This is a genomic window from Luteimonas sp. YGD11-2, from assembly GCF_004118975.1.
In the GTDB taxonomy this organism is placed as follows: domain Bacteria; phylum Pseudomonadota; class Gammaproteobacteria; order Xanthomonadales; family Xanthomonadaceae; genus Luteimonas; species Luteimonas muca.
In genome coordinates this window covers 2,370,128-2,382,154 of record NZ_CP035376.1, presented here as the reverse complement: position 1 = coordinate 2,382,154, position 12,027 = coordinate 2,370,128, and the positions used below count along the sequence as shown (strand labels likewise).

General features: G+C 69.5%; 14 protein-coding genes. 9 read left to right on the top strand and 5 right to left on the bottom strand.

Annotated elements, in window-relative coordinates; translation table 11 throughout:
* Nucleotides 1-18 precede the first annotated feature (18 nt).
* Nucleotides 19-1,002: a PhoH family protein gene (locus ERL55_RS10950; protein ID WP_129136454.1), complete on the bottom strand. Its 984-nt coding sequence runs from the start codon at nt 1,000-1,002 to the stop codon at nt 19-21.
* Between the two features lie 79 nt (nt 1,003-1,081).
* Nucleotides 1,082-2,524 (bottom strand): tRNA (N6-isopentenyl adenosine(37)-C2)-methylthiotransferase MiaB, encoded by a 1,443-nt coding sequence (gene miaB, locus ERL55_RS10945; protein ID WP_129136453.1) that lies wholly within the window; start codon nt 2,522-2,524, stop codon nt 1,082-1,084.
* Nucleotides 2,525-2,676: 152 nt separating this feature from the next.
* Between miaB and ERL55_RS10940 the strand changes: the two genes are divergently transcribed.
* The 6 genes from ERL55_RS10940 to ERL55_RS10915 all read left to right on the top strand — a co-directional run bounded on the left by ERL55_RS10940 (nt 2,677) and on the right by ERL55_RS10915 (nt 7,745).
* The gene (locus ERL55_RS10940) at nt 2,677-3,576 is read left to right on the top strand and encodes a lytic transglycosylase domain-containing protein (protein ID WP_129136452.1); all 900 of its coding nucleotides are present in this window, start codon (nt 2,677-2,679) and stop codon (nt 3,574-3,576) included.
* A 146-nt stretch (nt 3,577-3,722) separates the two neighbouring features.
* Nucleotides 3,723-4,361, top strand: a complete 639-nt coding sequence (gene petA, locus ERL55_RS10935; protein ID WP_129136451.1) for a ubiquinol-cytochrome c reductase iron-sulfur subunit — start codon at nt 3,723-3,725, stop codon at nt 4,359-4,361.
* Between the two features lie 60 nt (nt 4,362-4,421).
* Nucleotides 4,422-5,651, top strand: a complete 1,230-nt coding sequence (locus ERL55_RS10930) for a cytochrome bc complex cytochrome b subunit (protein WP_129137318.1) — start codon at nt 4,422-4,424, stop codon at nt 5,649-5,651.
* Entirely contained in the window at nt 5,644-6,405 is a 762-nt protein-coding gene (locus ERL55_RS10925) for a cytochrome c1 (protein WP_129136450.1), read from the top strand. Before ERL55_RS10930 ends, ERL55_RS10925 begins: the two co-directional genes overlap by 8 nt.
* Before the next feature lie 145 nt (nt 6,406-6,550).
* Entirely contained in the window at nt 6,551-7,186 is a 636-nt protein-coding gene (locus ERL55_RS10920) for a glutathione S-transferase N-terminal domain-containing protein (protein ID WP_129136449.1), read from the top strand.
* Between the two features lie 94 nt (nt 7,187-7,280).
* A complete protein-coding gene (locus tag ERL55_RS10915; RefSeq protein WP_129136448.1) occupies nt 7,281-7,745 on the top strand; it encodes a ClpXP protease specificity-enhancing factor in 465 nt (154 codons plus the stop codon).
* A gap of 42 nt (nt 7,746-7,787) precedes the next feature.
* On the opposite strand, the gene ERL55_RS10910 is transcribed toward ERL55_RS10915, so the two are convergent.
* Nucleotides 7,788-8,117 carry a DUF3301 domain-containing protein gene (locus tag ERL55_RS10910; protein ID WP_129136447.1) on the bottom strand — a complete coding sequence of 110 codons (330 nt, stop codon included), beginning with the start codon at nt 8,115-8,117 and terminating at the stop codon, nt 7,788-7,790.
* A gap of 51 nt (nt 8,118-8,168) precedes the next feature.
* Between ERL55_RS10910 and ERL55_RS10905 the strand changes: the two genes are divergently transcribed.
* Nucleotides 8,169-8,954, top strand: a complete 786-nt coding sequence (locus tag ERL55_RS10905) for an FHA domain-containing protein (RefSeq protein ID WP_129136446.1) — start codon at nt 8,169-8,171, stop codon at nt 8,952-8,954.
* Nucleotides 8,955-8,985: 31 nt separating this feature from the next.
* Here ERL55_RS10905 and nadC read toward each other — a convergent pair whose 3' ends face one another.
* The gene (gene nadC, locus ERL55_RS10900; protein ID WP_129136445.1) at nt 8,986-9,855 is read right to left on the bottom strand and encodes a carboxylating nicotinate-nucleotide diphosphorylase; all 870 of its coding nucleotides are present in this window, start codon (nt 9,853-9,855) and stop codon (nt 8,986-8,988) included.
* The gene (locus ERL55_RS10895) at nt 9,852-10,130 is read right to left on the bottom strand and encodes a Trm112 family protein (RefSeq protein ID WP_129136444.1); all 279 of its coding nucleotides are present in this window, start codon (nt 10,128-10,130) and stop codon (nt 9,852-9,854) included. The genes nadC and ERL55_RS10895 overlap by 4 nt, the downstream gene beginning before the upstream one ends.
* A 205-nt stretch (nt 10,131-10,335) precedes the next feature.
* Here ERL55_RS10895 and purE point away from each other — a divergent pair, with 205 nt between their 5' ends.
* Nucleotides 10,336-10,860 (top strand): 5-(carboxyamino)imidazole ribonucleotide mutase, encoded by a 525-nt coding sequence (gene purE / locus ERL55_RS10890; RefSeq protein WP_129136443.1) that lies wholly within the window; start codon nt 10,336-10,338, stop codon nt 10,858-10,860.
* Nucleotides 10,857-12,002 (top strand): 5-(carboxyamino)imidazole ribonucleotide synthase, encoded by a 1,146-nt coding sequence (locus ERL55_RS10885; protein WP_129136442.1) that lies wholly within the window; start codon nt 10,857-10,859, stop codon nt 12,000-12,002. Before purE ends, ERL55_RS10885 begins: the two co-directional genes overlap by 4 nt.
* The last annotated feature ends 25 nt before the right edge of the window (nt 12,003-12,027 follow it).

Here is a 12,027-nt window from a genome sequence, read left to right as displayed (position 1 = left end):
CGGCGTGGCGTGCCTGCCTCAGCCCGGCCCCGTCTCCGTATCGCGCGCATCGCGGCGGTCGTACGCGGTCACGATACGTGCCACCAGCGGATGGCGGACCACGTCGCGCGACTCGAAGAAGGTGAAGCTGACGCCCTCCACCTCATGCAGCACGTCGATGGCATCGCGCAGGCCCGACTTCACGTGCTTGGGCAGGTCGATCTGGGTGAGGTCGCCGGTGACCACCGCGGTGGAGCCGAAGCCCAGCCGGGTCAGGAACATCTTCATCTGTTCGATGGTGGTGTTCTGCGCCTCGTCGAGGATCACGAACGCATCGTTGAGGGTGCGTCCGCGCATATAGGCCAGCGGGGCGATCTCGATGACGTTCTTCTCCAGCAGCTTCAACACCTTCTCCACGCCCAGCATTTCGTACAGCGCGTCGTACAGCGGGCGCAGGTAGGGGTCGACCTTCTGGCTGAGGTCGCCGGGGAGGAAACCCAGCTTCTCGCCGGCCTCGACCGCGGGCCGCACCAGCACCAGCCGCTGCACGCGCGCTTCGTTGAGCGCCTCGACCGCCATGGCCACGGCCAGGAAGGTCTTGCCGGTGCCGGCCGGGCCGACGCCGAAGTTGATGTCGTGGGTGGTGATGGCGTGCAGGTACTTCGCCTGGTTGGCGCCGCGCCCGCGGATGGTGCCGCGCTTGACCCGCACGGCGACCTCCTGCGGTGAGTAGTCCTCGGCCGCGCGGGTGACGTTGGCCTCCGACAGCCGCAGGTTGATCGCCTGGTTGTCGAGCGTCTCGGTTTCGGTTTCCGCATACAGCGCATGCAGCAGGCGCTGTACCTGTTCGACGGTCCGCTTGTCGCGGCCAGTCACCCGGAAGATGTTGCCGCGGTTGGCGATCTCCACGCCAAGGCGCAGTTCGATCAGGCGCAGATGGGCATCGAACGGGCCGGCGAGGTTGGCGAGGCGCTCGCTGTCGTCGGGTTCGAGGACGAAATCGGTATGGGCTGGACTGGGCATGGCGGGAAGATAGCAGCCGGCGATGTCGTCGCCGTGCAATGGTCGGCGGGCCCGGTCGATGGTCGTCCGGCGACCGTGGTCAGGGGGTCGCCGCGTCCACCGGCATCGCCACCCGGCCGCGCAACGAGTTGCTCATCGCCTCGGTGACCACCACATCCACGAACTGCCCGATCAGCCGCTTCGGCGCCGGGAAATTCACGAAGCGCATGTTCTCCGTGCGGCCGGTCAGCTCGCTGTCGCTCCTGCGCGACACGCCCTCCACCAGCACCCGCTGCACGCTACCCACCATCGCCTCGTTGATGCGTCGCGCGTTCGCGTTGATCGCCGTCTGCAGGCGTTCCAGGCGCGCGTGCTTGACCGCGTCGGGAGTGTCGTCGTCGAGGTCCGCGGCCGGCGTGCCGGGGCGGCGCGAGTAGATGAAGGAGAAGCTCTGGTCGAAGCCGACCTCCTCGATCAGCTTCATGGTCTTCTCGAAATCGGCATCGGTCTCGCCGGGGAAACCGACGATGAAGTCCGACGACAGGCAGATGTCCGGGCGCACCGCGCGCAGCCTGCGTACCTTCTGCTTGAACTCCAGCGCGGTATAGCCGCGCTTCATCGCGGCGAGGATGCGGTCGCTGCCCGACTGCACCGGCAGGTGCAGGAAATTGGCCAGCTGCGGCACGTCGCGGTAGGCCTCGATCAGCGAATCGGAGAACTCCAGCGGGTGCGAGGTGGTGAAACGGATCCGCTCGATGCCGTCGATCTCGGCGATGGTGCGGATCAGCAGGCCGAGGTCGGCCACTTCGTCGGTGTCGGCGCCCATCGGCCCGCGGTAGGCATTGACGTTCTGGCCGAGCAGGGTGACCTCGCGCACGCCCTGGGCGGCCAGCTGCACGACCTCCACCAGCACGTCCTCGAACGGCCGGCTGACCTCCTCGCCGCGGGTGTAGGGCACCACGCAGAACGAGCAGTACTTCGAGCAGCCTTCCATGATCGACACGAACGCGGTCGGGCCTTCCGCGCGCGGCTCCGGCATCGCGTCGAACTTCTCGATCTCCGGGAAGCTGATGTCGACCTGCGGGCGGTCCTGTTCGCGGCGGGCACGGATGAGTTCCGGCAGGCGATGCAGCGTCTGCGGGCCGAACACCAGGTCCACGAACGGCGCGCGCCTGATGATCGCCTCGCCTTCCTGCGAGGCCACGCAACCGCCGACGCCGATGATGACGTCGCGGCCATTGGCCTTCAGCGCCTTCCAGCGGCCGAGCTGGCTGAACACCTTCTCCTGCGCCTTCTCGCGGATCGAGCAGGTGTTGACCAGGATGACGTCGGCGTCCTCGGCACGGTCGGTCAGTTCCATGCCGTCGGCGGCGGCCAGCACGTCGGCCATGCGGTCCGAGTCGTACACGTTCATCTGGCAACCGTGGGTCTGGATGTAGAGCTTGCCGGCGGGCCTGGCCCCGGACGGGGCCGGGCGACGCGGGGTGGCGAGCGGCAGGACATCGCCGATGGCGGCCTGGGGACGGGCTTCGATCGTGGTCATGGCGGTTCCGGGGGCGCGGCGATGAGTCCGGGCCGGAGTGGCGGGTAACGGGCCGGCGGTCGCCGGGCGCGCAGTGTACCCGGCAACATCCGGGGGGCGCCGCCTTTCACGGGGTCTTGGCAAGCCAGGTGTTTGCGGCGAGACTTCGCGCGATGGGGATCAAGGGGTTCATCGCGTTCATCTGCCTGCTGGCAACGGCTCCCGCTGCTGCGGGCACGCTGTACCGTTGTGATGCGGGCGACGGCGTGCCGCAGTACGTGAGCAAGCGCGTCTCCGGCGCGCGCTGCAGCGTGGTGACCCGCTATTCCCCCGAGCGCAGCCGTCCGGCACCGGCTCCGGCCGCGGCCGGCAAGGTGATCGAGGCAGGACGGGTGGAGGGTTCACCCGCAACGGTCAATGCCGGCGCGCCCTCGACGTTCATGGCCCGGCCGGCCGCCGCGGCCACCCCGCGTGGCACGCCGCGCCTCGTGCAGGGGCAGGTGTATTCCTACATCAAGGACGGCGTTCGCCACTACACCAGCCGCCCGCCGGGCCGTGGCTCGGGCGCCACGGCGATGCGCACCATCCAGTACAGCTTCATGGAAACCTGCCACGCCTGCGCCGCGCGGCCGGGCGTGAACTTCGGCACCGTGCGCCTCAATACCGACGCCTATGCCAGCGAAGTCCGCGCCGCCGCGCAGGAATTCGGGGTGGAGGAGGCCATCGTGCGCGCGGTCATGCACGCCGAATCCGCCTTCAACCCGAACGCGCTGTCGCGCGCGGGGGCGCAGGGGCTGATGCAGCTGATGCCCGCCACCGCGCAGCGGTTCGGCGTGTCGAACGCCTTCGATCCGGCGCAGAACATCCGAGGCGGGGTGAAGTACCTGGCGTGGCTGCTGAAGCGCTTCAATGGCGACCTGACCCTGGCGGCGGCGGGCTACAACGCCGGCGAGGGCGCGGTGGATCGCCACGGTGGCGTACCGCCCTACAGCGAAACCCAGCGCTATGTGCAGCGCGTGGCGGTGCTTTCGGACCGCTATCGCGGCCATCTCGCCACCGCGGCTGCGCCTTGAAGAGGTGCGAATGCGGCCGGAGCCGTTGTGGGCGGATTCAGCGTTCCGTTACACTCCAGCGGCTTTATGCAACCGGTTCCGTTGCGGCACACGCGCGCGGCAGCCAATGACCCAACAGCTACCGATCCAGGTTTGCGGAGTACCGGATGGCGAATGAAACGGTGATCCAGCCCCTCCCGGGCGAGGATTCAGTCAATACGGGCCGACGCCGGTTCCTCACCGCGACCACCGCGGTGGTTGGCGCGGTCGGCGTGGCGGGCCTCGCGGTGCCCTTCATCAAGTCGTGGAACCCGAGCGCGCGCGCGCTGCTTGCCGGTGCCCCGGTCACGGTGGACATCAGCGCGCTGCAGGAAGGCCAGCGGCTGATCGCCGAGTGGCGCGGCCAGCCGATCTGGATCGTGAGGCGCTCGCAGGCGATCCTCGAAGCGCTGCCGACGCTGGAGGACGAACTGCGCGATCCGAACTCCGAGAACGCCGACCAGCAGCCCGAGTACGTGCGCGAGGCCAACCCGGCGCTGCGCTCGATCCGCCCGGAGATCTCGGTGCTGGTCGGGCTGTGCACGCATCTGGGCTGCTCGCCGGAAATGGCCGCCGAGATCCGCCCCGAACCGTTCGACGCCAACTGGAAGGGCGGCTACTTCTGCCCCTGCCACAAGTCGAAGTTCGACATGGCCGGCCGCGTCTACCAGGGCGTGCCGGCGCCGACCAACCTGGTCGTGCCGCCCCACTACTACGCCGACGAGAACACCATCGTCGTTGGCGTCGATCCGCAGGGAGCCGCATAAATGGCCAACGTCGACGACAAGGTCTCCGCGCCGAACGATCCCGCCACCGGGATCATCGCGATGTTCCGGGCGTGGTTCGACGACCGCACCCCGGGCCTGATGCCGGCCTACCGCAAGCACATGACGGAGTACTTCGCACCGAAGAACTTCAACGTCATGTACTACTTCGGTTCGCTGGCGATGCTGGTGCTGGTCAACCAGATCGTGACCGGCATCTTCCTGACGATGCACTACAAGCCGTCCGCGGCCGAGGCGTTCTCCTCGGTCGAGTACATCATGCGCGACGTGGAGTGGGGCTGGCTGATCCGCTACATGCACTCCACCGGTGCATCGCTGTTCTTCATCGTCGTCTACCTGCACATGTTCCGCGGGCTGATGTACGGCAGCTACCAGCGCCCGCGCGAGCTGGTGTGGATCCTCGGCATGCTGATCTACCTGGTGCTGATGGCCGAGGCCTTTCTGGGCTACGTGCTGCCGTGGGGCCAGATGTCGTTCTGGGGCGCGAAGGTGATCATCTCGCTGTTCGGCGCGTTCCCGGTGATCGGCAACGGCCTGACCGAGTGGATCATGGGCGACTACCTGCCCTCGGATGCCACCCTCAACCGTTTCTTCGCGCTGCACGTGATCGCGCTGCCGCTGGTGCTGTTGCTGCTGGTGGTACTGCACCTGGGGGCGCTGCACGAGGTCGGTTCGAACAACCCTGACGGCGTCGACATCAAGTACGGCCCCAAGGGCAATCGCTGGTCGAAGACCGCGCCCACCGACGGCATCCCGTTCCACCCGTACTACACGGTCAAGGACCTGGTCGGTGTCGGGTTCCTGCTGCTGATCGCCGCCTTCATCATCTTCTTCGCGCCGGAATTCGGCGGCTGGTTCCTCGAGCACGACAACTTCGTCGAGGCCAACCCGCTGGTGACGCCGGAGCACATCAAGCCGGTCTGGTACTACACCCCGTACTACGCGATGTTGCGCGTCGTGCCGGACAAGCTCGCCGGCGTGCTGGTGATGTTCGGCGCGATCGCGATCCTGTTCTTCGTGCCCTGGCTCGACCGCGCGCGGGTGAAGTCGTACCGCTACCGCGGCCTGATGTCGAAGGTGCTGCTCGGCCTGTTCGCGATCAGCTTCGTGTGGCTGGGCAAGATCGGCGCCGGCCCGGGTACCGACCCGGTCGAGACCATCGTCGGCCGCTTCCTGACCTTCTATTACTTCGCCTTCTTCCTCACCATGCCGCTGTGGACCAGGTGGGACAAGACCAAGCCTGTTCCGGAGCGGGTGACGACGCATGACTAAGCAGCCTCTCGCCATCCTCCGTCGCGCCGCACTCGTTGCAGGCGGCCTGCTGCTGTCGTTCGGTGCGCTCGCCGCCGACCCCGGCACGGCGCTGCAGCACTCGGGCACCGACATCGCCGACCGGGCCTCGCTGCAACGCGGCGCGCAGTTGTTCATGAACTACTGCTCCGGCTGCCACTCGCTGAAGTACCTGCGCTACTCGCGCATGGCCGATGACCTCGGCCTGAGCGAGGAAGAGGTGATGGAGAACCTCAACTTCACCGGCGCGGCCTTCGGCGAACACATCGTCTCGTCAATGCCGGCCAGCCACGCCGACGGCTGGTTCGGCACGGCGCCGCCCGACCTGTCGCTGGTGGTGCGCACCAAGATCGGCGGACCGGACTGGGTCTATACCTTCCTCAAGAGCTTCTACCAGGACGAGGAAGCGGTCGTGGGCTGGAACAACACCCTGTTCCCGAACACCGCCATGCCCAACGCACTGTGGGAGCTGCAGGGCCTGCAGCGCCCGGTCTACGGTGCCCCCGACGAGATCGGCCAGCCGGTGGTGGAGTCGCTGCAGCAGGCGCAGCCGGGCCGGCTCTCGGAAGCCGAGTTCGACCGCGCGGTGCGCGACATCACCGCGTTCCTGGAGTACGCCGCCGAACCCGCCGCGCTCAAGCGCCAGGGCATCGGCGTCTGGGTGATCTTCTTCCTGGCGTTCTTCACCTTCCTCACCTGGCTGCTGAAGAAGGAATACTGGCGCGACGTCCACTGACGCGCGGTGGCGAGCGCCCGCTACCGCGGGCGGTCGCGGTCGGGCCGCAAGGGGAAGCGGCCGGCGCGGGAACCGGGACGACCCTCCGCACGGGGCGGATGGCGTCGATGCGATCGGCGGATACCGGTCGCGGGGAGACACGATGATGGCGTCGAGCCTGCGTATGCGTCATGCACTGACCCTGTTTTCCGCCGTCGACGATGTGCTGTGCCACCGGGTCCGCCTGGTCCTCGCGGCCAAGGGCGTCACCTACGACCTGATCGCGGTGGATCCGCAGGATCCGCCGGAAGACCTGATCGACCTCAACCCGTACCACTCGGTGCCGACCCTGGTCGAGCGCGACCTGGTGCTCTACGCCGCCTCGGTGGTCAGTGAGTACATCGACGAGCGCTACCCGCATCCGCCGCTGATGCCGATCGACCCGCTGTCGCGCGCACGCCTGCGCCTGGCGATGCTGCGCCTCGAGCACGACTGGGTGCCGCAGATCCAGGCCATCCAGTTCGGCAACAGGCAGCAGGCCGAAGCGGGTCGCAAGCGCCTGCGCGAACTGCTGACGGCATCGGTGCCGTTGTTCAAGGCCAGCAAGTTCTTCCTCAGCGCGGAAATGAGCCTGGCCGACTGTGCGATCGCGCCGATCATCTGGCGCCTGCAGGCGCTCGACGTGCCGCTGCCCAAGGACGGCAAGGTGATCGAGGACTACGGCAACCGGATTTTCCGCAACCCGGGTTTCGTGCGCAGCCTGACGCCCCAGGAGCGCAACCTGCGCGAACTGCCGGCGTAGCCGCGTCGCACGAGGGCATCCGCGCGCGCTCGTTACCGCCGCCGCGGCGGCGGCTGCGCCCACATCCGGATCGTCGCGCCGCTACACTTGCGCCATGAGCGAACCGCAATTGCCTGTCATGACCAGCCACCGCCCGTATCTGCTGCGGGCGCTGTACGAGTGGATCGTCGACAACGGCATGACCCCGCACATTCTCGTCGACGCCACGCGTCCGGGCGTGCGCGTGCCGTCGCATACCGTCAACGAAGGCCGCGTGGTGCTCAATATCGCCGAGCGCGCGGTGGCGCGGCTTGAGATGGACAACGACGGCGTGCGTTTCACGGCGCGTTTCGGTGGCGTCAGCCAGTCGGTGTCGGTGCCGGTGTCGGCGGTGCTGGCGGTATATGCGCGCGAGACCGGGCAGGGCATGGTGCTGCCCGACGACATCCCCGGCCACGGGCCGACAGCCGGGGACGACGCGTCCGGCGATCAGCAGGACGGCCCGGACGACGATGACACCCCGCCTCCGGGCGACGACGGTCCGCCGCGGCGCGGTGCGCACCTGCGCGTCGTCAAGTAAGGGACGCCCGCCGGGCAAAGCCGGCGACGCGTGCGGTCGCGCTCAGCGCAATGCCTGCACCACCTGCTCGCCGCCGACCGGCCCGACGAAGGCGACCAGTTCATCGCCGCGCAATACCAGGCGGCCCACCGAGCGCTCGACGCCGTCATCCGAATACTCGAAGCGGAAACTGCGTTCGAAGCCCAGGCGGCCGTCGTCGCGACGGCGCAGCCGCAGCCCGCTGGCATGCACGGTCTGGTCGAGCCACTGCACCCCGGCCAACCGGCAGGCCTCGCGCCCGATGCTCTCCGCACGTTCGGCCGCCGCACGCGCGGCACTCCACCACGCGAACGCGGCGGCACCCAGAATCATCACGAAGATTGCATCGGACATGCCGCTAATGTGGCGACCGCCGCGCACGCCGGCAAGAGACCCACGCATCGCATGAGCAGCCAGGCCCTGAAACTCGTCTTTCCCGGTGGCGAACACCCGCAGGTGTTGCTGTCGCCGGGCCGCAACGGCATCGGCTCCGGCGCCGGCAACAGCATCGTCATCGATCGCCCCGGGATACGCCCCGAGTATTGCGAGCTGCAGGTCAACCTGCACGGGGTGATGCTGCGGGTGCCGGACGGCGTGGTGGTGGAGGTCAACGGGCGGCCCGTCGAGGGGCTGATCGCGCTGCGCCCCGGCGACGTGGTCGGCTTCGACGAGGTGCAGGCGCGACTGGTGTCGCTGGAAGTCGCGGGCAGCGCGGCGCCGGCGGTCACCGGTGCGGTGCCGGCAAACGACGATGGCCCCGCGGCCACGGCAATCCGCCCCGCGGTGCCGCGCTACGTCCTGCGTGGCGTCTCCGGCCGCAACTTCGGTCGCAGTTTCCCGCTCGTGGGCGACACCGTGGTCGGCCGCGCCCCGGAATGCACCCTGCGTTTCGACGAGGACGGTGTGTCGCGGCTGCATGTGCGCCTGGAACCGCTGCTCGACGGCATCCGTGTGCAGGACCTCGGCTCGACCAACGGCACCTTCATCAACGGACGCCGGGTGCGGATGGCACTTGCCCGGCACGGCGACGAGATCGGCTTCGACCGCCTGCGTTTCCGCGTGCTGGCGCCGGGCCGCAGCGAGGCTGCCGAAGAGGCGCCCATGGCGGCCCGCGGTGGGCGCGTGCGCTGGATGCTCGCGGCAGCGGCGCTGGTGGCGGCGACCGCCGTGGCGGTGGTGGCGGTCGCCTGAGCGGCGCCCGCCGGCGGCCGCGCTATGCGCGTCAGCCCGGCGGCGGACCCAGCTTCATCGACAGGTCGATCGCACGCACGTGCTTGGTCAGCGCGCCGATCGAGATGACGTCCACGCCGTCCTCGGCGATGGCGCGCAGGCTGGCGAGGTCGACGCCGCCGGAAACTTCCAGCGGAATCCGGCCGTGGTACGGACTTCCGCGTGCGATCCGCACCGCCTCGCGGCGAAGGTCGGCACTGAAGTCATCGATCAGCACGCGTTCGCAGCCGGCGTCGAGCGCCTCGCAGAGTTGCCCGAGGGTCTCCACCTCCACCACCAGCGGCAGCTCCGGCCACTGCGCGCGCGCCGCGGCAATGGCGGCACCGACCGAACCGGCAACGCGGACGTGGTTTTCCTTCAGCATCACCGTGTCGTACAGGCCATGGCGATGGTTGTCGCCACCGCCGGCACGCACCGCGTACTTCTGCGCCTGGCGTAGCCCCGGCAGGGTCTTGCGGGTATCGAGGATGCGCGTACCGGTGCCGGCCACCGCACGCACGTAGGCCGCGGTGGTGGTGGCGGTGCCGCTGAGGGTCTGCAGGAAATTGAGCCCGGTGCGCTCGCCGGTCACCAGTGCGCGGCTGCGGCCGGCCAGCGTGGCCACCACGGTGCCGGCGCGGACGTGGTCGCCTTCGGCGACATGCCAGTCGATGCGCACCTCCGGGTCGAGCGCGCGGTGGCAGGCGTCGAACCACGGACGACCGCAGACCACCGCGTCCTCCTTGCACAGCACGTAGGCGATCTCGGCGACATCGGGCAGCAGCGCCGCGGTGACATCCCCGCTGCCGATGTCCTCCGCCAGCGCACGCGCGACGTCGGCCTCGACGTCCTGCGCTGCCGGCGCCTGCAGCGTCGGGTTCATCGCGCCGGCGCGCCGGGGAAGCCCTCGATCTGGCCGGTGGCGATCGCCTCGTCGACCAGCAGCACCGGGATGCCATCGTCGACCCGGTACACGCGCTTGTGGTCGCGGGTCACCAGGGCCGCGCGCAGGGGCGTGGTCTGGGTGGCACCGTCGTCGCGCTGCACCGTGCCTGCACCGATCGCGCGGTTGACCGCCTCCAGGCCGGCACTGTCGAGCAGCGACAGCGGCTGGCGGGTCGCGGGGCAGACGAGGATGTCGAGCAGCTTGCGGTCCATGGGGTGGCGATTCCGGTACGTGATCGAAGGCGGAAAAGCGTACCACCTCGCCATCCTGCGGCCGGCGTGCGGCGCGGCTCGTGGGCAGCAGGGGCGCGAGCCCGGGAGCACATCGATCGGCTGCGCGATACCCGGTCGTACACCACGGCGGGTCTCCTTCGCGGCGCGAACCGCCTAGAATGCACGTTTCGGTCCGGAATCCACCATGTCCGCCAATTCTCCCGGCCCGCTCGTGGGCATCGTGATGGGCTCGAGGTCCGACTGGGACACCATGCAGCCCGCTGCCGAGCGCCTTGCCGCACTCGGCGTGCCCCATGAAGTGCGCGTGGTGTCCGCGCACCGCACGCCCGATGCGATGTTCGCCTACGCCGAAGAGGCGCAGGCGCGCGGGCTGCGCGCGATCATCGCCGGCGCCGGTGGCGCGGCGCACCTGCCAGGCATGCTGGCTGCCAAGACCGCCGTGCCGGTGCTGGGTGTGCCGGTGCAGTCGAAGGCGCTGAGCGGCCTCGACTCGCTGCTGTCGATCGTGCAGATGCCGGCGGGCGTGCCGGTGGCGACGTTCGCCATCGGCCGTGCCGGCGCCGCCAATGCCGCGCTGTTCGCCGCGGCGATGCTGGCCGACCAGCCGGCCGTCGCCCGGGCGCTGGCGGAGTTCCGCGCGCGCCAGACCGAGGAGGTCGCGCGCAACGACGACCCCCGAATCGACATGCCCTCCACCGGGTTCGCATGACCACCGCCGGCATTCTTGGCGGCGGCCAGCTCGCGCGCATGCTCGTCCTGGCCGGCGTACCGCTCGGCCTGCGCTTCGTGGTGCTCGACCCCGCCGCCGATGCCTGCGCGGGCCAGTGCGCACCGCTGCTGGTGGGTGGCTACGACGACCAGGCCGCGCTGGCCGAGTTCGCCAGCCGCATCGATTCGGCGACCTTCGATTTCGAGAACGTTCCCGCAGACAGTGCGCGCCACCTGGCCGCGCAGGTGCCGGTGTATCCCGCGCCGGACGCGCTGGCCATGGCCCAGGACCGGCTGGTCGAGAAGTCGCTGTTCCGCGAGCTCGGTATCCCGGTGCCGGCGTTCGCCGACGTCGACTCGCGCGAAGGGCTGGAAGCGGCGGTCGCCGAAGTCGGCCTGCCGTGCATCCTCAAGACCCGCCGGCTGGGCTATGACGGCAAGGGCCAGTTCCGCATCCGCGATGCCGCCGACCTCGACCGCGCCTGGGAAGCGCTGGGTGACCAGGCGCAGCGGGTCGGGCTGATCGCCGAAGCATTCGTCCCGTTCGACCAGGAGTACTCGGTGATCGCCGTGCGGGGTCGCGACGGCGAATTCCGCGCGTGGCCGCTGACCGCCAACTGGCATGTCGATGGCGTGCTGTCGGCCAGCCTGGCGCCGGCGCAGGTGCCGGAAGCGCTGACGGCGGAGGCCCAGGCGCATGCACGGGCGCTGGCGGAGCGGCTCGACTATGTCGGCGTGTTCGCGCTCGAGCTGTTCTGCCGTGATGGCCAGCTGCTGGCCAACGAGATGGCGCCGCGCGTGCACAACTCCGGACACTGGACGATCGAGGGCGCGGAGACTTCTCAGTTCGAGAACCACCTGCGCGCCGTGCTCGGCCTGCCGCTGGGGTCCACGGCCGCGCGCGGCCACGCCTGCATGCTGAACTGGATCGGCGCGATGCCGGATGCCGGGCCGGTGCTGGCCGAGGCGGGCGGCCACTGGCACGACTACGGCAAGCAGGCGCGCGATGGCCGCAAGGTGGGCCACGCCACGCTGCGTGCCGATGATGCCGGGGCATTGGCCGTGGCGCTGGCGCGTGTGGGCGCGGCACTCGGGCGGAGCGCGCAGGTGGAACCGGTGATAGGGGCGCTGCGCGCGATCTGAAGTGCCCCCGTCCTCGGGCCCGATC

Bases quoted from the DNA above. Each gene is read 5' to 3' on its own strand.
- ERL55_RS10950 (WP_129136454.1), bottom strand. From the start codon at position 1,002: ATGCCCAGTCCAGCCCATACCGATTTCGTCCTCGAACCCGACGACAGC.
- miaB (WP_129136453.1), bottom strand. From the start codon at position 2,524: ATGACCACGATCGAAGCCCGTCCCCAGGCCGCCATCGGCGATGTCCTG.
- ERL55_RS10940 (WP_129136452.1), top strand. From the start codon at position 2,677: ATGGGGATCAAGGGGTTCATCGCGTTCATCTGCCTGCTGGCAACGGCT.
- petA (WP_129136451.1), top strand. From the start codon at position 3,723: ATGGCGAATGAAACGGTGATCCAGCCCCTCCCGGGCGAGGATTCAGTC.
- ERL55_RS10930 (WP_129137318.1), top strand. From the start codon at position 4,422: ATGTTCCGGGCGTGGTTCGACGACCGCACCCCGGGCCTGATGCCGGCC.
- ERL55_RS10925 (WP_129136450.1), top strand. From the start codon at position 5,644: ATGACTAAGCAGCCTCTCGCCATCCTCCGTCGCGCCGCACTCGTTGCA.
- ERL55_RS10920 (WP_129136449.1), top strand. From the start codon at position 6,551: ATGGCGTCGAGCCTGCGTATGCGTCATGCACTGACCCTGTTTTCCGCC.
- ERL55_RS10915 (WP_129136448.1), top strand. From the start codon at position 7,281: ATGAGCGAACCGCAATTGCCTGTCATGACCAGCCACCGCCCGTATCTG.
- ERL55_RS10910 (WP_129136447.1), bottom strand. From the start codon at position 8,117: ATGTCCGATGCAATCTTCGTGATGATTCTGGGTGCCGCCGCGTTCGCG.
- ERL55_RS10905 (WP_129136446.1), top strand. From the start codon at position 8,169: ATGAGCAGCCAGGCCCTGAAACTCGTCTTTCCCGGTGGCGAACACCCG.
- nadC (WP_129136445.1), bottom strand. From the start codon at position 9,855: ATGAACCCGACGCTGCAGGCGCCGGCAGCGCAGGACGTCGAGGCCGAC.
- ERL55_RS10895 (WP_129136444.1), bottom strand. From the start codon at position 10,130: ATGGACCGCAAGCTGCTCGACATCCTCGTCTGCCCCGCGACCCGCCAG.
- purE (WP_129136443.1), top strand. From the start codon at position 10,336: ATGTCCGCCAATTCTCCCGGCCCGCTCGTGGGCATCGTGATGGGCTCG.
- ERL55_RS10885 (WP_129136442.1), top strand. From the start codon at position 10,857: ATGACCACCGCCGGCATTCTTGGCGGCGGCCAGCTCGCGCGCATGCTC.